20 protein-coding genes are annotated in these 22761 nt (G+C 37.9%); 11 read left to right on the top strand and 9 right to left on the bottom strand.

The window, feature by feature from the left end; translation table 11 throughout:
- Positions 1-8 precede the first annotated feature (8 nt).
- The gene (locus tag BLR27_RS06295) at positions 9-443 is read right to left on the bottom strand and encodes a thioredoxin family protein (protein ID WP_090702090.1); all 435 of its coding nucleotides are present in this window, start codon (positions 441-443) and stop codon (positions 9-11) included.
- On the bottom strand, positions 440-865 hold the full coding sequence (locus BLR27_RS06300) for a QcrA and Rieske domain-containing protein (RefSeq protein ID WP_090702093.1): 426 nt from the start codon (positions 863-865) through the stop codon (positions 440-442). Before BLR27_RS06300 ends, BLR27_RS06295 begins: the two co-directional genes overlap by 4 nt.
- Before the next feature lie 396 nt (positions 866-1261).
- Here BLR27_RS06300 and BLR27_RS06305 point away from each other — a divergent pair, with 396 nt between their 5' ends.
- The 4 genes from BLR27_RS06305 to BLR27_RS06320 are packed head-to-tail and all read left to right on the top strand — an operon-like array spanning position 1262 to position 3914.
- Positions 1262-1900, top strand: coding sequence for a DUF547 domain-containing protein (locus BLR27_RS06305; protein ID WP_176767623.1), 639 nt, complete (start codon positions 1262-1264; stop codon positions 1898-1900).
- A 6-nt stretch (positions 1901-1906) separates the two neighbouring features.
- Positions 1907-2242: an arsenosugar biosynthesis-associated peroxidase-like protein gene (locus BLR27_RS06310; protein WP_090702101.1), complete on the top strand. Its 336-nt coding sequence runs from the start codon at positions 1907-1909 to the stop codon at positions 2240-2242.
- Positions 2243-2250: 8 nt separating this feature from the next.
- A complete protein-coding gene (arsS, locus tag BLR27_RS06315) occupies positions 2251-3309 on the top strand; it encodes an arsenosugar biosynthesis radical SAM (seleno)protein ArsS (RefSeq protein ID WP_245704456.1) in 1059 nt (352 codons plus the stop codon).
- On the top strand, positions 3306-3914 hold the full coding sequence (locus BLR27_RS06320; RefSeq protein WP_090702104.1) for a TIGR04282 family arsenosugar biosynthesis glycosyltransferase: 609 nt from the start codon (positions 3306-3308) through the stop codon (positions 3912-3914). Before arsS ends, BLR27_RS06320 begins: the two co-directional genes overlap by 4 nt.
- An 8-nt stretch (positions 3915-3922) precedes the next feature.
- On the opposite strand, the gene BLR27_RS06325 is transcribed toward BLR27_RS06320, so the two are convergent.
- Positions 3923-4558, bottom strand: coding sequence for a sterol desaturase family protein (locus tag BLR27_RS06325; protein WP_090702107.1), 636 nt, complete (start codon positions 4556-4558; stop codon positions 3923-3925).
- Between the two features lie 296 nt (positions 4559-4854).
- On the opposite strand from BLR27_RS06325, the gene BLR27_RS06330 reads away from it, so the two are divergent.
- The 3 genes from BLR27_RS06330 (at position 4855) to BLR27_RS06340 (ending at position 7819) form a co-directional block, all read left to right on the top strand.
- A complete protein-coding gene (locus tag BLR27_RS06330) occupies positions 4855-5694 on the top strand; it encodes a hypothetical protein (protein WP_090702110.1) in 840 nt (279 codons plus the stop codon).
- A gap of 177 nt (positions 5695-5871) precedes the next feature.
- Entirely contained in the window at positions 5872-6972 is a 1101-nt protein-coding gene (locus BLR27_RS06335) for a baeRF3 domain-containing protein (protein WP_143007710.1), read from the top strand.
- A 19-nt stretch (positions 6973-6991) separates the two neighbouring features.
- Positions 6992-7819, top strand: coding sequence for a universal stress protein (locus tag BLR27_RS06340; protein WP_090702119.1), 828 nt, complete (start codon positions 6992-6994; stop codon positions 7817-7819).
- Between the two features lie 277 nt (positions 7820-8096).
- Here BLR27_RS06340 and BLR27_RS06345 read toward each other — a convergent pair whose 3' ends face one another.
- Positions 8097-8540 (bottom strand): Hsp20/alpha crystallin family protein, encoded by a 444-nt coding sequence (locus BLR27_RS06345; protein WP_090702122.1) that lies wholly within the window; start codon positions 8538-8540, stop codon positions 8097-8099.
- 189 nt (positions 8541-8729) lie between these two features.
- The gene (ftsH, locus tag BLR27_RS06350; protein ID WP_090702126.1) at positions 8730-10745 is read right to left on the bottom strand and encodes an ATP-dependent zinc metalloprotease FtsH; all 2016 of its coding nucleotides are present in this window, start codon (positions 10743-10745) and stop codon (positions 8730-8732) included.
- 261 nt (positions 10746-11006) lie between these two features.
- On the opposite strand from ftsH, the gene BLR27_RS06355 reads away from it, so the two are divergent.
- Entirely contained in the window at positions 11007-12485 is a 1479-nt protein-coding gene (locus BLR27_RS06355) for a Do family serine endopeptidase (RefSeq protein ID WP_143007711.1), read from the top strand.
- A gap of 110 nt (positions 12486-12595) precedes the next feature.
- On the opposite strand, the gene BLR27_RS06360 is transcribed toward BLR27_RS06355, so the two are convergent.
- Complete coding sequence (locus BLR27_RS06360) at positions 12596-13270, bottom strand: BON domain-containing protein (RefSeq protein ID WP_090702135.1); 675 nt, start codon at positions 13268-13270, stop codon at positions 12596-12598.
- A gap of 268 nt (positions 13271-13538) precedes the next feature.
- Here BLR27_RS06360 and rlmF point away from each other — a divergent pair, with 268 nt between their 5' ends.
- Positions 13539-14456 carry a 23S rRNA (adenine(1618)-N(6))-methyltransferase RlmF gene (gene rlmF / locus BLR27_RS06365; RefSeq protein WP_090702139.1) on the top strand — a complete coding sequence of 306 codons (918 nt, stop codon included), beginning with the start codon at positions 13539-13541 and terminating at the stop codon, positions 14454-14456.
- An 81-nt stretch (positions 14457-14537) separates the two neighbouring features.
- Positions 14538-15647 carry a toxin-antitoxin system YwqK family antitoxin gene (locus tag BLR27_RS06370; RefSeq protein ID WP_090702143.1) on the top strand — a complete coding sequence of 370 codons (1110 nt, stop codon included), beginning with the start codon at positions 14538-14540 and terminating at the stop codon, positions 15645-15647.
- 107 nt (positions 15648-15754) lie between these two features.
- On the opposite strand, the gene BLR27_RS06375 is transcribed toward BLR27_RS06370, so the two are convergent.
- From BLR27_RS06375 to BLR27_RS06385, 3 genes are all read right to left on the bottom strand, one after another.
- Entirely contained in the window at positions 15755-17551 is a 1797-nt protein-coding gene (locus tag BLR27_RS06375) for a c-type cytochrome (RefSeq protein ID WP_090702327.1), read from the bottom strand.
- 177 nt (positions 17552-17728) lie between these two features.
- Positions 17729-19522 carry a c-type cytochrome gene (locus BLR27_RS06380; protein ID WP_090702148.1) on the bottom strand — a complete coding sequence of 598 codons (1794 nt, stop codon included), beginning with the start codon at positions 19520-19522 and terminating at the stop codon, positions 17729-17731.
- A 176-nt stretch (positions 19523-19698) separates the two neighbouring features.
- Positions 19699-20847 (bottom strand): serine hydrolase domain-containing protein, encoded by a 1149-nt coding sequence (locus BLR27_RS06385; protein WP_090702152.1) that lies wholly within the window; start codon positions 20845-20847, stop codon positions 19699-19701.
- A gap of 216 nt (positions 20848-21063) precedes the next feature.
- Between BLR27_RS06385 and BLR27_RS06390 the strand changes: the two genes are divergently transcribed.
- Complete coding sequence (locus BLR27_RS06390) at positions 21064-22758, top strand: sodium:solute symporter family protein (protein WP_090702155.1); 1695 nt, start codon at positions 21064-21066, stop codon at positions 22756-22758.
- Positions 22759-22761: the final 3 nt, after the last annotated feature.

A 22761-nucleotide genomic window follows, 5' to 3' on the forward strand; every position in this document is an offset into this window, starting at 1 on the left:
CATTTATATTATTTCTTTTGACTGAGAGCCTCTAGTTGCTTAACGAACTGAGCAGCATTTTCCTTCGGAAGACCATCCCATGTTTTTAAAATCTTACCCTCGCTATTCACAAGCAATGTAAAAGGGAATTTTCCATCATTATTATAGCGCTCGGCAAGGGTTTCATTTAGCTTAACCTGAGCTTCAGGAAGCTTGTTTTTCTTTTGTCTTGGAAAATCAGCGCGGACAAGCAGCAGATTTTCTGAAGCAAATTTCTCAAATACCTCAGTAACGAAGATTTCATTTTTAAGCCTGATACATGGGCCACACCAATCAGATCCTGAAAAATTTATCAGAATTAATTTATTTGATGATTTTGCAATTTTTGCAGTTTCATTGAAATTGCCCGACCAGATAGCTGGAGGAGTAAGAAAACTGATAAATAATAAAAATATAAATTTCATGAGTACACTCTTAAAATGGTTCCTGTTAATTCTGTTTTGTAAACACTCAATGATCGGCTTGCCGGGCCATTACTTACAGTTCCCCCTTCTGAAAAAGTGGCACCGTGATTACTGCAACAAATTCTGCTGTTTGAAGACTGGTAAGTTAAGCTATAATTTTCGTGCGTACATGATCTTTGGACTGCAATAAAATTACCAGTGCTTTTTCTAACGACAATTACATCATTTGAAATTAAAAACCCATCATTATTTAGTAATGAAGCATTTGCTGAAGCATTCAGATCCAAGGTGAAATTAACATTTACCGGACCACTTAGTACGGAAGATGGACCTTCCTCGCTTTTGGCACATCCTGCACAGTTTAGTAAAGTAAAACTTGCTGCACTAATTCCCAAACCTGCTAGAAATTCTTTTCTATCCATACTATTAAAAAAAATGATTCGAATTTATTTTACTAAATTATATGTCTGTTTCACCAGAATAAAAGAAAATTTAATTCTAAAAATCGTTCTAAACTATTACGAATGTTTTGTCGAAGTTATTTTTTGATTATGAAGGGAAGATGAAGAAATGATAACTATAAGTGGAAATGGCAATTTTGAAATGATCATCGGTTGTCTATGCTATGTTGTGTGTCTAAGAATTGTCTTATTCTCTGATCACTAATTCAGGTGAACTAATTATAATCCATATTTGTATTAATAAAACCAGGAATTGTTAGAAATATCATGTTTGATATAAATATTAGCAACAATATGAGCTTTATCCAGCTTTCTGTTAACTTTTTAAATTCGATTAAAGGGCTATCAAAAATTGGGATGGAAAGCGAAAGTTATGCAGAAATACTAAAGTCAGCTGATCCTGATGAACTGGAATCAGAGCTAAGTACAGATAATAAACGGCTGGCATTCTGGTTAAACATTTATAATGCATACGTTCAGTTAGTACTTCGGCAGAAGCCGGAATTGTATATCAGGAGAAGTTCTTTTTTTTCCAGTAAACAAATATGGATAGCAGGTAAGAGGATCAGTCTGGATCTTATTGAGCACGGGATTCTTCGCCGATCTAAATTTAAATACAGTATGGGATACCTAAATAGATTTTTCCCATCTGCATTTGAAACAAGATTCCGTTTAAAACAGGTAGACTACCGTATTCATTTTGCTCTGAATTGCGGAGCAAAGAGCTGTCCGATAATTGTCGCTTATGATTCTGATAAAATCTATGAGCAATTGAATGCTGCAACAAGAGACTATTTATCGAATGAAGTAAATTATGATGCGGCTTTAAATTATGCAGAATTACCCGCTTTGTTTTTATGGTTCAGGAATGATTTTGGAGGAGGTGATGGAATTAACAAGATTCTGAAGCGATACAGTGTCATAACTAATGAGAGGGAACCTGAATTGCACTATAAGAAATACGATTGGAGTTTATATCTTGACAACATTAAATAGAATAGTATGGATAATCATTATTATAATGCAAAAGACCTGAGTAAATTTGGAAACATCGCCGAATACCAGAAAGAACTTGCAGATAAATTCTTCTCCTATTATGGTGAAGTATTTAAGGACAGCCATTTAACGGCAAAGGAAAAATCTCTGATTGCCCTTGCCGTTGCACATGCAGTTCAATGTCCTTATTGTATTGATGCATATAGCAGTGATGCTTTTGAAAAGGGCTACAGTGAGGCGCAGATGATGGAAGCTGTTCACGTAGCATCTGCTATTAAAGGCGGTGCAGTACTTGTTCATGGTGTTCAAATGATGAATAAGGTCAAAGAAATAGGGATGTAATATAATTTATGATCAAATCTCTCAAAGTTTTACAACACCCGCTTTCGGATTCTCTAAATCAGCTTGCTCTGCTTGAGTCTGAAAGAGATAGCTCTCAGTCATCTTTTAAGTCTAAGCTGGAGGAATTTGGACTGTTTCCGCTGAAAACTTCAGCTATGGAAATTTTCCAGATTAACATGGGTAAAATGTGTAATCAGGCATGCAGGCACTGTCATGTTGATGCCGGCCCGGATCGCAAAGAGATCATGAGCAGGCAAACCATGCAATTATGCCTTAAGGTGCTGAAAAATACAGAAGATATCAGAACCGTGGATCTGACAGGAGGTGCACCGGAGCTGAACCCTGATTTTCGCTGGTTTGTAGAAGAAATTAAAAAATTGGGTAAGCATATCATTGTGCGCTGCAACCTGACCATTATCCTGGCTAATAAGAGGTTTAACGACCTTCCGGATTTCTTTAAACTGCATCATGTTGAGGTTGTTTCATCCTTACCAGGTTTTACACAGGATCGGACGGACCGCCAAAGAGGTGATGGGGTTTTTGAAGATTCTGTAAAAGCCCTGCAAATGTTAAATTCAGTCGGATATGGACAGGAGGGAAGCGGATTGGTCTTGAATCTGGTTTATAATCCAGCTGGAGCTTTTCTCCCACCTTCACAAATGGCTTTGGAAAAAGAATATAAAATGGAGCTGTCTTCACGTTATTCTATTGTATTCAATCAGCTTTTTACCATTACCAATATGCCCATCAGCAGGTATCTCGACTATTTATTGACTTCAGGGAACTATGAAAGGTATATGGATAAACTGATCTTAGCATTTAATCCCGAAACTGTGAATAATCTGATGTGCCGGAATACGCTATCTGTTGGCTGGGACGGTTACCTCTATGATTGTGATTTTAACCAGATGCTTGATCTTAAAGTGTCTTCTGCAAAATCTCAGCACCTCTCTGAGTTTGATGCGGATGTACTGAATGAACGAAAAATTGTTATTAAACAACATTGTTATGGATGTACTGCCGGTTCTGGCTCAAGTTGTGGAGGAAGTCTTACAGACCAGGTATGAAAACCAATGATATTACTGCTTTAATCATCTTTGTTAGAAATCCCGTTTCTGGAAAGGTAAAAACCCGTCTTGCCAAAGATATTGGCGATGAAAAGGCCCTGAAAGTTTACCATTTACTGCTTGAACATACTCTAAACATTACGCAGCCATTAAATTGCAGCAAATTTGTCTATTATGCTGATGAAGTATATGATCAGGATATCTGGGATAGTCCGGGCTATATAAAACGTATGCAAAAAGGCAATGACCTTGGTGAACGGATGTATAATTCAATGAAGGAGGCCTTTGATGCAGGTTTCAAGAAGGTATTGATAGTCGGCAGTGATTGTCTTCAGCTTAAAACTGAAATCCTGGAAGAGGCTATATTAATGCTTGACCAGAATACTGCGGTTTTAGGACCTGCAATTGATGGAGGATATTATTTACTGGCACTAACTAGTCTTATTCCGGATCTGTTTTACAATAAAGCCTGGAGTACAGATCAGGTTGCAAAACAAACCATAGCTGATTTGATCAGACTAGGTATTACATATGATTTGCTGGAAGAACTAAATGATATTGACGATGCTTCTGATCTGGAAGATAGTTTGATAATTAATTGGTAATCAATTATTTATAATTTACCATTTTTCGGAACAGTATTAAACATGATATCCCAAAAGGGAGTACTCACTCCATATCCTTTATCATGATAACGATAATGATGCAGGTGGTGATTTCTCCATAATCCTTTAAATATTTTGGGTGGAGCAAATGTATGAATAGCATAGTGCATTGAAACATAGATCAAATATCCTGTGATGAAACCGGGGAAAAAGATAAAGCTGTAATTAATGGTTCCGGTTAAGAGGTAAGAAATTCCGGCGAAGATGCCAAAGACAATACTGCCAATCAATATACTCGGAACCGGTGGCATGAAAAGGCGTTCGGTATCCCGTGGAAATTCATGATGATTGCCATGGAAGATGTAAACAAGTCTTTTCCCCCATTGACTGCCCGGATTAAGATGAAAAAGGTAACGATGAGCTAAATATTCAAAAAGTGTCCAGCTTATCATGGCAATAAGGAATAATACGGCTATGAAAACCAAAGAAAATTCGGGTAGTTTGGAACCATAATAAATCATAGCGGAGCAAACTGGAATATAGATAGAATAGATTATCCATGGTTTTGTTTTAGTCAGACTTTCCATCTGATCATTCTTGAAAATTCTTGCCTGACCTTTGTTTTTAATTTTTAAGCTATCCATAATAACTATCATTTTTGTTTATCGATCAATGTGATTTGATGTTATGAAGTCATTATTATATATCAATGATAAGTGCTGAAAATCTATTTATTTATGTTGTTTTTATTTGCACTTATTGAATTAAAATAGGTGCTTTATTATTTTTTCGGATGAATATTTGAAAAATTTCAACCTCGATTAAAATCTTAAACTTAATAAGTACCTGCCAATTTCAGACTAACAGGAATCAGGGGATGGCTTGATTATGATCATGGTATTCACATATTTTCATTCCTATTTTTAGCAAAAATTGAGCAATGAAAATGATCTTATTAGCGGTAAACGCACTTAATCCTGATAAAGGCTCTTATGAATTTGCGTGTTATCTGGGGCGACTATCAAAATCTAAAGTGTATGGGATATTTCTGAATGGCTCAGAGGTGGATGAAAAACTTATTTTAATTAAAAAGGAAGGCGCATTTGCAACCCATTCAGGAAGTGAGGATCATTCTGACTTATATATCACCAAAAAGGAAACAATTAAGAATAACATTCACCTTTTCAAAGAAGGATGTATCAGTAATGAGGTCTGCAATGATGTATATTCAGATCATGAAGTTTCTGTAGATGATCTGATCAATGAAAGCCGTTTTGCAGATATGATCGTTGTGGATGCAGCTCTCTCCCTTGGGAGTGTACCTTCAACCGCGCCATCTGAAATTGTAAAGGATATTCTTAAAAAAGCAAATTGTCCTGTAATTATTTCGCCACTTTCATTTGATGGAATTGAAGAGCTTATTTTTACTTATAACGGCTCGCTATCTTCTGTGTTCGCCATTAAACAATTTACCTATCTGTTTCCTGAGTATTTTGATAAAAGAGTTACTGTGGTTCAGGTAAATAAGGATGGAATTTGGCCTTATAAGGATAAAGAAAAGCTTAAGGAATGGCTTAAAAATCATTATTCAGATCTGCATTTTCTTGCACTTGAAGGAAATACTGAAAGTGAACTGATGAGTTTTCTTTTCAGGCGAGAGAATATGTTCATTGTAATGGGTGCGTATAGCAGAAATGCCCTTTCTCAGTTCTTTAGCGAAAGTACCGCTGAAATATTAATTAAAACATTGACGCAGCCCATTTTCATTTCACACCATTGAATTTCTATAAAAGAGATCCGACGCCCTGTATTTCATTTTTAGTTTGGACGCAAAGTCCAGGCAGAAATTGCATGATCAATATTGATCAATACGCTGAAATTAATCATTCACTCTTATGACGAATATCATAGTTGTCCGATGCTTCTCAATTTAAATTTATCAAGTAAAGTAATTAAAATGAACCAGTTCAATAATGCTATATCAGATGATTTAATAGAGGTAATGCATGCATCTCCTTATCGTCCCTCAGTAACGATCATTTTGCCGTTTGAGCCCCTGCACAGTCTGATTTCTGAGCTGGAATATTCACTGAAGATAGCATCCGGCAAAATTAAAGATGAACTAAATGAAAATTATCCTGCCGGGATTGTATTGCCCATGCTACAAAAACTGGACAGGATCATTGCTGAACTTGATTTTAAGTCCCAAAAGAAGAGTGTCGCAATATATTTATCGCCTGTGTTTGAAAAGGTCATTTACCTTGATATAAAGGCAGATGAACGAATTATGGTTGACAGTACATTTGAAATTCGTGATCTGGTTTATAGTAATAAGCATTTGCATAAATATCTGCTTCTCATATTAAGTGGAAAGGAAAGTCGCCTGTATCTCGGAAACTCTAAAAGTTTTGAAAAACTAGCCTCTCCGGGTTCAGTTTATGTTTATGTAAATGATGCGCCTGAAAAAATTTTAAATTTTTCAGATATGTCTGAGCGAAGGCAAATCATCCGAGATAAATTTTTGCAGCATACCGATAATTTATTGGATAAGGTATTAAAAGAGCATCAGATTCCACTTTTTGTGATGGGTACTGAAAAGTTGCTGGGGCATTTTAAAAAGCATACAAAGCATTCAGATACTGTATTTAAATATATTACCGGCAACTATGAAGATCACACGCTTCCCCAGTTGAAAGCAATAATGAAACCTTATATAGCCTCCTGGTTTCGTGCAAAACAAAAGGCTGCTTTGGTACAGCTTGAAAGGGCAGCCGATAAAAAGAAATTAGTTTTTGGAATAAAGAACGTTTGGAACGCTGTTAATAATTTCCATGGACGTTTGCTGGTGGTTGAACGGAATTTTATGGTCGCCGCCAGATTTACAGAGAAAAATAACACAATAGAACTTGCAGAAAAGCCATATACCAAGCGACCAGATACAATGGACCTTGTTGATGATGTAATTGAAAAGGTTTTGGAAAATGGTGGAGATGTGGAGTTTGTTGATAAAAACCTGCTGAAGGACTACAACCAAATAGCACTTGTAAAATATTATTAAACCAGTTTAAGCCCATAATATGAAAACAATACTAGCACCCACCGATTTTTCAGAAGTTTCTCTGAATGCAGTAAATTATGCCGCAAAAATGGCGGGCATCTTAGGTATTAATTTATCCCTTTTCCACGTTTGTCCTGTAGCTATGGCCTATAGTGATGTACCTCCGCCGGCATTTCATTTTGAAGAAACTATATCTAATGCCGAAAAGCAGCTGAAGGAATTAAAGGCAAAGATTCTTAGCGATAGTCCTAAAAAAATAATGATAAGAACGAAGGTGCTGACAGGTGATGTGGTTGCAGGTATCAGGACTTATTGTGAAACCATTGATACATATGCAGTCGTAATGGGAGCAGAGAGCACCAATGCGGTAGACCGTTTTCTTTTTGGTGGCAGTACCATTGAGGCTATCCGGTCTTTATCATGGCCCCTGATCGTTGTTCCATCGGATGTTAAATTTGGAAGGCTTCACAAAATAGGACTTGCCTGTGATTTCAGGGATGTTGCCGGTACAGTTCCTGTCGAGGAGATCAGGCATTTGGTCAAGGAATTTAATGCTGAACTTCATATATTACACGTTCATACAAGCGACCGCAAAACATCGGAAATTGAAAATGCAAGTGCTACACGATGGCTGCATGATCAGCTGGGGGTATTAAATCCAAAATATCATTTTGTAAAATCAGAAAAGATTGAGGAAAGCATTAATAATTTTGCTGATAAAAATAAGCTGGATATGCTGATCGTTACACCTAAAAAACACAGTATTTTCAATAAAATATTAAAAACCAGCAAGTCGAGGAAAATAGTTTTGCACGCTCATGTGCCTGTTTTGTCAATTCATGAATGATATAAACCGCAAATCTGAATGCAAATTTGAGAGAAATGCGGTATGTTTTCCACACTTAAATTGTTCAAAATGAATTTAGATCAATTTTTATGGAAATTGGCCGTATTTATTCATCATTTCCCTTGAATTATCAGAATATTCAATTGAACTATCTCCTGCAGGTTAGATTTGAATTCTGAAAATGGAAATTGGGAGGGGATTGAGAAAGTTAGTATTGTAACCCAAGCATTATATGAACCAGCGCTCCGGTTTCAGATCGGAGCGCATGGCCAATTAATTATTGAATAGGAATATTCTTTCCTAATTTCATTTTAGATTCCTCAGTACGCGGGAGTGTGATCTTTAGGATTCCATCTTCGTACTTTGCTTCTATTTTTTCAGTATTGATGCCTTCAGGCAAGGAAAAACTACGGTTAAAACCAGTGTAATTGTACTCCTGACGAGTAAAAGTCTTTTCTTTTTCTTCTTTTGTTTCTTCAGTTTCGCTACTGATAGTAAGCATATTTCCGCTCAGATCAATTTTGAAATCATCCCTTTTCATACCTGGTGCTGCAAGGGAAACCAGAAATTTATCTTCCTGCTCAACAATGTTTACCGGTGGTAAACTTGCTGCCCGGTTCCATAATTCACGACCATCGAACCAATCATTCCATGGCTTTAACAGATCATCAAATACATAAGGCATTCCTCCGGCCATCCTAGCCAATGTGTCAGTTTTCATGGTGTCTCCTTTTTTAAAATTGTTATTGATTAATTATAAAAACAAAGTTATTTTAAATCAAATCCGGCACTTATGATAGTGATCAACAGGAGGTTTGAGTTTCGTCATGAAACTGCTTAAATGGGCTATTTTGGGCTTTTTTTACTCTTGAAATATTTGTGCCAATAGAACAAAAGGATGAAGTAATAGTTAAATTGTCGCTTTCCTTTTCGGTTTTTTATCCTGAGTTATTCCCTTTAAGGCTGTCAATGTGTTAAGGTCATTTTTAACAGTTTTTTTACCGAGGATAAGGTCGATATCCTCTTTATATATCACCTCTTTTTTAAACAGGAGGTCTGCAATTTTGGTCAGCGATTCCTTATTTGTCTCCAACATTTTTTTACTGCGCTCATAGCAAGAGCCTACCAGAATCCTGACCTCTTCATCGATCATTCTGCCTGTTTCTTCACTGAATGGTTTTTGTATTCCCATATCCCTCTGACCGCTTGAGTCATAAAAGCTGACATTGCCTATTTTTTTATTGAATCCGTAATATACCACCATTGTATAGGCCTCTTTGGTCACCTTTTCAAGATCATCCAATGCACCGGTTGATATATCTCCGAACATAATTTCCTCTGCGGCTCTGCCAGCCAGTCCGCTGCATAAATGTTCGATAAATGCAGTCTTGTTTCTCAGCTGTTTTTCTTCAGGTAAATACCAGGAAGCACCTAAAGTTTTGCCACGCGGAATAATGGAGACTTTTACAAGCGGATCCACATGTTTTAGTAATGAACTTACCAGAGCGTGGCCTGCTTCATGAAATGCAATGATCCGCTTTTCTTCAGCAGATATGATCTTGCTCTTCTTTTCCAATCCGGCTACTATTCGATCTATTGCATCCAGAAAATCTATTTTGCCAACACCATCCTCCTTTTTTCTTGCTGCAATCAGGGCTGCTTCATTACAGATATTTGCAATATCTGCACCCGAGAAGCCCGGAGTTTGTGATGCCAGAAAATTTACATCAATAGACCCAGTTAAAACAAGCGGTCGAAGGTGTACTTTGAATATAGCTTCTCTTTCCCGCAGATTTGGAAGTTCCAGATAGATATGACGGTCAAACCTTCCGGGTCTGAGCAGTGCAGGATCAAGCATATCAGCCCGGTTGGTTGCTGCCAGCACAATAACTCCGCTATTAGATCCGAATCCATCCATTTCAGTAAGTAATTGATTCAGAGTACTTTCTCTTTCATCATTTGCACCACTGAGATAGGCTCCCTTTCCTCTTGATCTGCCTATAGCATCCAGCTCGTCAATAAAAATAATACACGGGACTTTTTCTTTGGCCTTATTAAACAGGTCGCGAACTCTTGCAGCACCAACTCCAACAAACATCTCAACAAATTCAGAACCTGAAATAATGAAAAATGGAACCCTTGCTTCTCCAGCAACAGCTTTTGCAAGAAGAGTTTTTCCTGTGCCCGGAGGTCCTACTAATAATATACCTTTTGGAATTTTTGCGCCAAGTCTGGTGAATAATTTTGGATTTTTCAAAAAGTCAACAATTTCTTTTACTTCCATTTCAGCTTCTTCCAAACCTGCAACATCTTCGAAGGTAACCCGGCTTTCTTCCTTTTCTACCATCACGGCATTTGATTTGCCAAAATTGAAAACGGAGTTTCCTCCGGAAGCTGAACCCATTCCCGCATATTTCCTGAACATGATCCGCCACAAATAAAAAATTAAAAGCAGTGGCAGGATCCATCCAATAATGTTCCACACCCAATTGCTTGTATTAGAATAGGTAACAGGAATTTTTTGTGCTATTGGTATGTTTTTTTGGGCTTCATCCAGCCTGCGTTCGAAGGTTTCAATTGATCCTATACTGAATCTATAATGCGGTCCCGGATTCAATTTTCGCCTTATGCCTGGTTCGAATACATCCTTGAAATAAGGATCATTGGCCAGATTTTTTTTAATAAAAATTTCTGCCTCCTCCTTATTTATGATATTGATCTTTTCAACCGCATTCTGGTTTAGGATCTCACTCTCAAATTGCTGCCAGCTAATTTCTTTTACTGAGCTTTTAAACCCAGGCAGGTAGGGAAAAAATAGCATCAGAAGTATGAAAAGATAAACCACAGCCCAGAAAAACTGTTTATGAGGTGGAGGATTTTTAGGGATTTGTCTCTTTGGGAAATCTTCAGTTAGTTTTTGCTTCATTTTCTAAAGTTTGCAAGCATAATCGGTAAGATGAATGACCAGAATCAACTCTTTCCTTGATTAAATTCATTGATTTAAACAGGAGCTATATGTTATTTTGTTTGCTTGAAAAAATAAAGCTTTTGATACTCTCTAAGTTCCATGGAGAACATCTACTAATTCTTTTTATAACCGGAACAAAAAAGAGGTAATTATACCCTCTTGAACCATCAAAAATTTTCCTTTAACAAATTGATTTCAAAAGAATTGGAGCTTGAAAATATGAAAAATATTCTACCTGTAATTTTTATTTTTTGCCTTTTTTTTCAGAACTGTACCGGGCAGGATAAAAAGCCGGTTTCAGAGGCTCAGAATGATAGAATTTCAACCTTTGAGGAAAAGCAAAAAAGTGCAGGAAAAAAACCTGGCCCGGGTGCTGTTAGACCGTTAATATCTGGCTCAAATTTTCGGTATGCCGCAAGTTTGGCAACTCCGGGCGTTGTTCATATTAAGGCTATATTTTCTGTTCAGCCAGATATGGATATTCCAGAGATATTCAGAGATCTGTTTGGCGATGATTTCTGGCGAAATTATCTTTCTCCAGACTCACAAACCCCTCAAAAGCAAATGGGCAGTGCATCTGGTGTAATTGTCAGTGATGATGGATACATTGTTACCAATAACCATGTGGTAAATGATTCTGAAAGTATTGAAATAGTACTTTATGATCAGCGCAGCTATCCAGCAAAGATCATAGGAACTGATCCAACAACAGATCTGGCTTTGCTTAAAATTGAGGAAAAAGATCTGAATTTTATTCAGTTTGGAAATTCTGATTCACTGGAAGTAGGGGATATTGTACTGGCAGTTGGGAATCCTTTCAATCTTGCATCTACCGTTACAGCTGGGATTGTGAGTGCTAAAGCAAGAAATATCAATATTCTGACAGACAGATGGGCAGTAGAGTCATATATTCAAACCGATGCTGCTGTGAATCGTGGAAATAGCGGTGGAGCACTGGTTGATATCAGTGGAAAACTGGTGGGAATAAATGCAGCGATTGCTTCTCCGAATGGGGCATATGCAGGTTATTCTTTTGCTATTCCTATTGAAATGGTCAAGAAAACAATTGATGACCTGTTGAAATATGGAAAAGTTCTGCATGGGTATTTGGGTATTTCCATCAGTGATATGAATGGTGAAAAGGCAAAAGCAATGGGCGTAAATCTTACTACAGGAGTTGTGGTTGACGATCTTGAACAAAATGGAGCGGCACGGCTGTCTGGAATCAGGGTTAAAGATGTTATTATTGCTATCGATGAGCATAAGGTAGATAACGTAACACAGTTACGTGAGATCATTGCCAGACACCGGCCCGGAGAAAAAGTCAAGGTGAAGTTCAACCGTGCGGATAAGGAAATGATTCTGGAAGTCGTGTTAAAGCCTGTTGATGAACAGATTAGCTCTGTATCGGCAAATAAAATTTTAGATGTGCTCGGTATTGAAATTGAAAACCTTGGTCCTTCAGAAAAGGAAAAATTTAAAGTTAGGGGAGGTGTAATAGTAGTCAGGATTAACAGGGGAAAGATCGCCAGTCAAACAAGGATGAGGGAGGGTTTTGTAATTACCAGGGTTAATAATAATGCGGTCAATCAATCTGATGACTTTATCCGTGAGATTCAGAGTAAAACGGGAGGGGTAATGCTGGAAGGATTTTATCCGGGAATATCAGGTACGTATTATTATGCAGTAGGATTATAGATTTCTCCAATAATGACCAACACCAGATGTTTTATACAAAAACGACTAACAAAAAAGCTGCCTCAAAATTGAGACAGCTTCAAACAGTTCAACATTTATGAAATTCACCTTTATTCATTGAAGGCCATTTCAGGTACCTCTACAGAAAGCTTACTTTCAACACTGAGTATGCCCGGAGCAGACCATGCAGCTCTTTCGGCATCATCCTTTTCAGCAAATGAGCGAACTTTACCGCGAAGGGTAACCTTATTGCCCTCTACATCTACCAGAATTCTGTCTGCATCGATCGTCGCATTTCTATGAAAAGCACTGCTGATCTTTTGATGGATATCTATAGCTTTTAGTTTTGGCTTTACTGAGATCAGGTTAATAACTGAGCTAACACCTGTAATATTTTCTATCGCTTTTCGGGCATTTATTCGCTGATACTCCCATTCTACCTCACCTTCCATTTTTACATTACCATTCTCAACTTTGATCTTTATTTTGTCATCTGGTATCGTGGTATTCCATTTTAGTGCGTTCAGTACTGCTTCAGCAACTTCAGTATCCGTTTTGCGGTATGTTGGTGATAGACCGACCTGGATATCTTCAGCAACAGCTTTGACTCCTGCTACCCGTTTTGCCGCTTTTTCAGCACTTAATTTTTTAGAAAAAGTATCAACCATACCGGATAAAGTCACAATTCCATTTTTTACAGCTACTCCAATTTCAGACTCGTTGAGAAAAGGCTCCCAGCTAAGCTCCTCCATCACATCTTTTTGAATTTGATTGTCAGTTCTCATGATTTTTAATTTTAATGTTTATAAAATGGTTCAGATTATACAGTTCAAAGGACGCTGAACTTTGAAAATTAATCAATGAGGGTTATCATAGACTGCTTTGATATTAATCAAATGGTTTAGAATAAATATCATTTTCCGGCAAAATATTCGCTTCAAACTTCGGTGGTATCCCTGAATAATTAGTTCTCTGCTGATCTTAAACAAAGCCTGATTCAGAACTATTGGAAGCATTATATATTATCCGGGTTATTTTAGATAATTTAGTAGGATGCCTTCTAAACTAAAATCTATCCCTGATGAAAAAGATGAACTTCATCCTCGCAACAAACACAGGGGACGCTATAATTTCCCTGAGCTGATAAGATCTTGTCCGGAGCTGGCCAATTACGTAAATCTCAATCAGTTTCAGGATCAATCTGTGGATTTTACGGATCTGCACGCTGTTAAAACACTTAACAGGGCCTTATTGATTCATTTTTATGGAATAAGTTTATGGGATATTCCTGAAGGATTTTTATGTCCGCCTATACCCGGAAGAGCAGACTACATTCATTATGTTGCAGATCTTCTGGCTGAAAGTAATGGCTTTATACCGACGGGCAAAAATGTTAAGGTACTTGATATCGGTGTTGGTGCCAATTGTGTTTATCCCCTGATCGGCCATAGTGAATATGGATGGAGCTTTGTGGGATCTGAGATTGATCATCTGGCCATACGTTCTGCTAAAAATATTGTAGATGCTAACGGACTATCAAAGTTTATTACGATCAGAAAGCAAAGGTCTGATTCAAAGATATTTACAGATCTGATCAATCCAGGAGAAAAGTTTAACCTGTCGATCTGTAATCCGCCTTTTCATTCATCTATGAAAGAAGCGTCAGAGGGTTCAGAGCGGAAATGGAAAAATCTTGGAAAGACTCTTGATTCCGGTAATAATTTAAATTTCGGAGGTAAAAATGCTGAACTCTGGTGTGAAGGCGGAGAAGAGAGATTTCTCCAGCATATGATCACAGAAAGCGAGAATTTTGCTCAATCTGTTGGATGGTTTACTTCTCTGATCTCTAAAAAAGAAACTTTGCCATCTTGTTACCGGGCGCTGGAAAAGGTGAAAGCATCAGATGTCAGGACGATCAGCATGCAGCAGGGACAGAAAACAAGCAGGATATTGGCCTGGAAAATAGGATGATTTGATATTTGAATTAATTAAATATTGTTTCAATTTGGTTAAAACCGATTATTATTGTATTGATTAAAAAAATTAATAAAAATGAAATATATTTTCTTTTTGTTTCTGACGATCACTTTTATCACTTCATTTGGCCAAAACCGGCGGTCCATCAGGTTTAATACTTTTGCGAAGGATAGTATCAATTTGCATTTGGATGAAAATTATTTCCTGATTGAAGATACCTGCAGTAGTATTATTCGTTATGGGCACTTCAGATTTAAAGATCGAAAGTTTTTTGGCCCTTTCAGAGATCTGAATAAACTTGATCCTCAGATTGTGCTTGCTGAAGGAAATTATACACAAGACGGATTGCTGGATGGTGATATGAAATTGTTTTACCTAAACGGCGATTCACTTGCTATTGGGAAATATGATAAGGGTGAGATGGTGGGGGACTGGACTATTTATTATGCGGGCAATAAGAAAAAGCTTGAATTTAATAAGATTTCAGAAACCATTGTGCTGAATGCATGGGATGAAACCGGAAAGCAAACCCTTACAAATGGTACAGGTTTCTACAGGTCAGATATTGGTGGTTATTATTGGGAGGGTAAATTAATAAACAGTAAGCCTGATGGAACCTGGAAGCTAAAAGAAACAGGTGATAGAACAGGAACGGTAGTTAGTTCAGAAACGTTTAAAGCAGGCAATTTTGTAAAAGGGGGTGGGCCGATGGGAAATTACACAGATAAATCACGCATTTTGCTTGCAGGGAATAACCTCTTGCCAATTAATAATGCCGGATTGATGGAAGTTTCAAAGAAAGCTTGTGATCCATCAATGATGAGAAAGAAGATCGTTTACGCTTCCTATCGAAATGGGACAGATGCGTTTAATGAGGAAATAAAACGAGTTATAGCTCCCGTGTTTGCAAAGCTGGATCTCAAGAAATATTTCACAAAAGAATTTACCTTAATAGGTTCGATAGATGAAGGGGGACGTATTTTTAATCTTAAATATCAGGATACCTTCGATGATAAGGCATCCACAACCCTTATCAGGGCATTATATACCCTTCCAATTCTTGATCCTACTCTGGTTGATGGAATTTCGGTTCAAAGCAGGATCAGCTTTAAATTTATATTCAGAGATGGTTTATATTCCTTCCAGTGGAGGCTATTGCCATTAGAAATGCCAGCTAAAATGTAATAGAGAATTGAAAGGAGAATTACCTGCGGAATTCAATAACGATTTAATATTCAAAATGAAAGCTGATGCATTAATCCATACATCAGCTTTCATTTATTTTAACCTTATTATTTTTTTGTACCGACTTTTCTTACTGCAGCAACCTCATCTTTACTTATGGCATCAGAATTATTTCCCCAGCTTTTACGGATATAAGTTAATACTTCAGCCACCTGGTCATCATTCAGGAAACTGCCATGAGCAGGCATTGACTCACTATAAGGTAAGCCTTTAACAGTAATTGGTCCGGATAAACCATTCAGAATAACATTGATCAGTCTGGTCTTATCTCCATTTACCCATTCAGATTGTTCAAGAGGAGGGAAACGACCACCGTCGCCTTTGCCATCACGCTGGTGGCAGGCACCACAATACATGGTATAAACGGCTGATGCAACAACAGGCTTTCCTCTGTCCAGATCATCTTTTATAGGATCAGGGTCTTTGATATTGCTGGCAGTCTTTTTTCTTATTGCCATTTTGGCTAATTGTGCTGTTCCAAAAGTGGTTTTATTTCCTTTGAACATCACACGCCAGATCTTTCCTTTTTCTGTTTCACTGATGTATAAAGAACCATCCGGCCCTTCAGTAATACCCATTGGGCGGTAGCCTGCAGTATTGGCTGTCAAAACAGGATCTGTTTGTATAAATCCATCTGCAAAAACTTCCCATTGACCGATCGCTTTCCCATTTTCCATTGGCACGAATGCGACAAAATAACCACCCTGTGGGTAAGGCTGGCGTATAGTTGAACCATGTAAAACAACGAATGCACCTTTTTTATACCGCGCTGGAAGCTGATTGCCTTTATAGAATAAAATATCGTTTGGTGCAAAGTGACCCGGGAAACCCATAACAGGTTTGGTAAGTTTAGCTCCATTTCCTTCTTTGATCTTATCACCTCCGTATTCAGGATTCAATAATTTCTTACCTTTCATATGGTCATAATAGTAGTATGGCCATCCGCCATCGATACCTTTATGAACCTTAAATAGTTCTTCCGACGGTAAGACCGCACTTTCCCATGGAGAATACATTCCGGGCCAGAGCATGCGAAAATTATCTCTTCCATGAACTACCGCATATAATGAATTACTTGCTTTATCCCAATCCATCCCTACGATACTTCTCATACCTGTAGCATACCGGAGGCCTTGTTCCTGTTTTTGATTGAGTTTATTCTCATCAAATTTCCAGATTCCACCATGGTCGATCAGCTGCGGACATTCTTCTCCGGGAATTTGTGCATCCGGCTTTCCGGCACCCATCGAACCAGGACGGCCGTTCGTGCAAACATCTGAACCAGCACCCCATCCAACATACATGTATCCTTTACCATCAAATGCCAGCGGTTTTGTTTGATGTGCATGGCCCGGAGGGTTATCAATAACAATGGTATCTATCTTACTATCAGGAACTAACTGTCCAGGTTTTAATTTTTGTCGGTATACGATCAAATTGGAACTGTAATAAAGATATCCATTATGAATTTTCATGGCAGTTCCATACTGACCGCTTTCATATTTATTAAAATGTGTAATAATATCTGCCTTGCCATCGCCGTCGGTATCACGCAATGCAACATTGCCATATCCTTCTGTTCGCGCATGTAGCCTGGTTTTTACATATATATCACCATTGCTGTTCACTGCAAGGTGTCTTGCAAATCCCTTCAGACTATCCACAACTGCAAGCGCCTCAAAGCCATCGGGCAGATAAAGTCCGGCATTGTTTTTATCGCCCGGAGGCAATTTGGGCGTTTGATATAGAGTGAAGCCATAAACAGCAAAAACTAGCGCTATTAATACAGCAAAGTATACCTTGGGTATTCCTTTTTTACTGAAGAGTTTAAAAATGGTTTTCATTTTATAAAATTTATCTATTTTAAGTTTTAATCTGATTATCCTCAATACAAGTCTATTAAAAACAACATGAATTCAGGTATCGTATCCCATTTTTTACAATGAGGAAACGGCTGATAATCAATAGTAATAAAAGTACATTGTAATCTTTTTATAAGATCTTCTGATCCTGAAATTGTTTTACTTTTTTTCAGATTTTCTGACTCTGCTAACATCGTCTTTATTTATTTGATCAGAATTATTCCCCCAGCTTTTCCGAATATAGGTTAATACCTCTGCTATCTGTTCATCGTTCAGAAAACTACCATGAGCCGGCATATTTTCACTATAAGACTGACCTTTAACCGTAATAGGACCGGATAAACCATTAAGCACCACTTTAATCAACCTGGTTTTATCTCCGTTAACCCACTCTGAACCTTCCAATGGAGGGAAACGCGCTCCATCTCCTTTGCCATCACGCTGATGACAGGTGCCGCAATAGGTTGTATAAACTGCAGATGCAATAAGGGGCTTTCCTCTTTCAAGATCATCTTTAATGGGGTCAGGATCTTTAATATTACTTGCGGTCTTTTTCCTGATCGCCATTTTAGCGAGTTGAGCTGTGCCAAATTTGGCCTTATCTCCCTTGAACATCACCCGCCAGATCTTTCCTTTTTCTGTTTCGCTGATGTATAAAGAACCGTCAGGACCTTCGGTTATACCCATTGGGCGGTAGCCTGCAGTATTGGCTGTCAAAACTGGATCAGACTGAATAAAACCATCTGCAAACACTTCCCAGGGACCGGTAGCTTTTCCATTTAGCATAGGAACAAACGCGACAAAATAACCACCCTGTGGATATGGCTGACGTATAGTAGAACCATGCAATACCACAAAAGCGCCTTTTTTATATCGTTCAGGTAGCTGATTTCCTTTGTAGAATAAAATATCGTTTGGTGCAAAGTGGCCTGGAAAACCAACAATCGGTTGTGCGAGTTTAGCTCCGTTCCCTTGTTTGATCTTATCACCGCCATATTCAGGGTTTAATAATTTTTTCCCCTGAATCTGGTCATAATAGTAGTATGGCCATCCGCCATCGATACCCTGATCTATTTTCAGTAATTCATCAGCAGGCAGAACTGCGCTTTCCCAGGGGGAAAATAATCCGGGCCATAGCATATGCAGATAATCTCTTCCATGAATAACAGCGTAAAGGGAATTAGTTGATCTATCCCAATCCATTCCAATGATACTTCTCATTCCGGTAGCATATCTTTTTCCTTGTGATTGTGTCTGATTGAGTTTATTTTCACTAAACTTCCATATTCCACCATGGTCGATCAAATGCGGACAACCTTCACCGGGAATTTCTGCATCAGGCTTCCCTTCACCCAAAGAACCTGGCTTACCATCTGAACATATATCAGATCCGGCACCCCAACCAACATACATGTACCCTTTACCGTCAAATGCAATTGATTTTCCCTGATGAATATGAGCTGGAGGATAATCGATTACCAGGGTATCTATCTTACTATCAGGTATTAATTGACCAGGAATGAGTTTTTGTCTGAAAACCATCAGGTTAGAGCTGAAATAGAGATATCCATTGTGGATCTTCATTGCAGTTCCAAAGGGACCGCTTTCATATTTTGCAAATGGGCTAATGATATCTGCTTTTCCATCCTTATCTATATCTCTTAAGGCAACATTTCCATACCCATCACTACGGTTATGGAATCTGGTTTTAACATAAATATCTCCATTGCTGTTAACGGCAAGATGCCTTGCTGAACCTTTTAAACTGTCAACTACTGCAAGTGCTTCAAATCCATCAGGTAAAAAAAGACCGGCATTGTCTTTATCACCTTTCGGTAGTTGATTGGTCTGATATAACTTAAAACCATAAACGGAGAAGATTATGGACAAAGCTGCTGCAACATGAAATTTATTGATACGCTGCTTCGGGATCGTTTGAAAGAAAGTTTTCATTTATTCTACTATTGTTTTTCAAAATATAAAATATGCAGGCAGAGCATATTGGAAATGTGAATCTGATACACCATTTATTATCATTAAAATTCCTCTTTATTTTTCAATAAGCGATATCCCTGAGTTTGAATTATAAGGATTTCAAACCCAGATAATTTATCAATTTGGATTCCCGCTTATTTAATAAAATTATCATACAAACTATTGATTCCAGCCCTTAGAACATCATTGATTCCTTTGGTATAAGTTGGATTACATCCATTTGTGATCACCACGATTCCAAACTTTTCTTTGGGATTGAAAAACATAGCGCTATAAAGGCCGTATGCCGAGCCGGTATGTCCGGTCATCATTTTTCCCGGTATAAGATCTTCGCGGTTTGCAATAGCCATACCATAGCCCTCTTCTTCTGATATCTTAGTTTGCATTAAACGGGCACTTTTCTTTGACATGATCCTTTTCCCTTTGTATTTGCCAAAATTCATGTGCATGCTCATGTATTTTGCAAGGTCTGTTGCAGAGATCTTCATACCACCTGTAGGAGAAAATATCGGGGTGCTGTATCCCATGACATAGTTTTTTATTTCCTCTCTTCTTGGAGCGTAGGCTAAAGGTGAGGGACTTAATTTCTTTGTTGTTGAATTATATTCATGCAAAGTGGCGAAACGGTTTGCATCCAATGAATCAACATTGTATCCCCCATATAAACCCAGAGGATTTAAGATGTGATTTTTTACATAATTATCGAACCGCTCTCCTGAATATTTTTCAATAACTGTTCCGATCATATTATAGTTCAGGTTACAGTAGCGGTAATCAGTTCCGGGTGCATAATCGCTGAAGCATTTCTTCCAATCCGGATTTTTTGCCGGATTTATTGCGTCAAGAGTGAAATATCCCTGGCTATCATTGATGCTGGATGTATGGGATAGCAACATTTTTAAAGTGATCACTTTTTCAGGAAACCGGGGATTTCTAACTTTGAAGCCTACCAGGTCGCTGATATCATCATCAATAGATAATTTACCAGCCTCAATCAGCTGCATAATTGATGTTGCCGAGAATGATTTTGAAATAGATGCAATTCGAAATATATTTTCATTAGTCAAAGGAGCATTGGTCGTGTTATCTTTTGTACCAAAAGAATGGGTATAAATAATATTCCCCTTCTTTACTACCGCTACTGAAAGTCCGACTACGTCGAGTCTTTTCATAATTTCCTGTATATCGGCTTCTGCTTTTTCATTTTGTGCTAAACCCGGCAGAGAAAGACAAAAAAGAAGGGTAATTGTAAAAAAGGACTTAATTAAAGTGGTTCTGATCATGATCTATATATTTGAACTAAAACTAACCATAATTTTTTACAGAAACCCTCATACGACGTATTGCTGCAAGTTTTAATGATTTCTGCTAAAGTGTACCTAAAGGTGATAAATTATTGAAAGACTTCTATGGATAGTAAAAATTAAAGAAATGAATTACATTAGAATCATATTTGAATAAATTGATATTTCCGGTATCCCTGATTTAATACCTACAATATGAGCCCTAATATTGATACCATAGTGATCTTTGTTTTTTCTGCATTTGTATTATGCATAGGACTTGTTTTTTCAAGAACTGGAATAAACTTAAAATCCTTTTTTGCAGGAGGAGAGTCCGTCCCATGGTTTATCGGAGGTTTGTCTCTCTTCATGAGCTTTTTTTCAGCGGGCACTTTTGTAGCGTGGGGTTCAATAGCTTATAAATATGGTTGGGTGGCCATCACAATTCAATGGACCATGTGTATTGGAGCCATCATAAGCGGAATGTACCTGGCTCCGCTTTGGAAATCAACCGGAAATTTAACTGCTGCTGAATTTATTAAGGAACGATTGGGCCTTCGCGTACAGAAGACCTATATCTACATATTTATGCTAGTTTCCTTATTTATAAAAGGAACAGTTCTGTATCCGGTCGCTAAATTGGTTAGCGGATCTTTGGGGTATCCTCTTGTGCCTTCAACTATTGTTTTAGGGATATTTATGATAACCTACACAGCAGTTGGTGGTTTATGGGCGGTGATGGTAACCGATATTTTGCAGTTTGTTATACTAACTGCTGCAGTTCTTATTATTCTGCCACTGGCTTTTGATGCCGCAGGGGGAGCTGCTCAATTTCAGGCAAATGCACAGGAAAGCTTTTTTGACCTGCTCAACGGAGAGTTTACCCTGGGCTTTATCATTGCATTTACTCTTTACCATATTTTTTATATCGGTGGAAACTGGACCTTTGTTCAACGTTACACAAGTGTTAAGGATAATAAATCGGCAAAGAAGGTCGCATACCTTTTTGCTGCCCTGTATCTGATAAGTCCGGTATTGTGGATGTTGCCCCCAATGATCTACAAAACAATTAACCCATCTTTAACTGGTCTGGATACTGAAAATGCATATTTGATGATTTGCCAGCTGGTACTTCCTCCGGGTTTATTAGGTCTGATGCTTACCGGGATGTATTTTTCTACTTCTGCATCAGCAAATACGACCTTGAACGTGGTTTCGGCAGTTTTTACAAATGATATCTACAAGGGCAGGATAAACCCTGAAGCCAGCGACCGCAAATTAATGAAGATCGCCAGGTTATCATCATGGTTGATCGGTATTGGGATGATCCTCATAGCTTTGCTTGTACCATTTATTGGTGGCCTGGTGAATGTTACTATCAGTGTAGGTGCAATTACAGGCGGACCGATACTTGCTCCTCCAATTTGGGCCTTGTTTTCTAAAAGACTGAATGGAAGAGATACGCTTATTATTACTTATGTAAGTCTGGGTATTAATTTGCTGTTTAAGATCGTTCTTCCTTTCATGATTGAATTTAAGCTTAGTCGTGCTGAAGAAATGCTGGTAGGAGTCGGTATTCCTTTGATATTATTAATTGCCAATGAGCTCCGTGGATATTATAAAGCTTATATCAGTCCGCAGTATATTGATTTTCAGGTACTTAAAAATAACAGGATAGCCCAAAAGGCAAATTTGAGTGCAGAAGAAGTCAGTGAATCTTTAAAGCAAAATAAGTTCGGTTTGAAAATTACTGCTTTTGCACTTGCATTTACCGCCTTTCTATTGATGGTCTTAGGACTTGTAACCGGTCAAAATATTGGCTTGCTAAGTTCAATTGCCTTTATTATTCTTGTTTTATCAATAATTCCATGGAGAGCATCACAAAAGATCCTTGTTCATTCAGCTGATTAATTT

Origin of the sequence: Daejeonella rubra (assembly GCF_900103545.1) — a bacterium.
Lineage (GTDB): Bacteria > Bacteroidota > Bacteroidia > Sphingobacteriales > Sphingobacteriaceae > Daejeonella > Daejeonella rubra.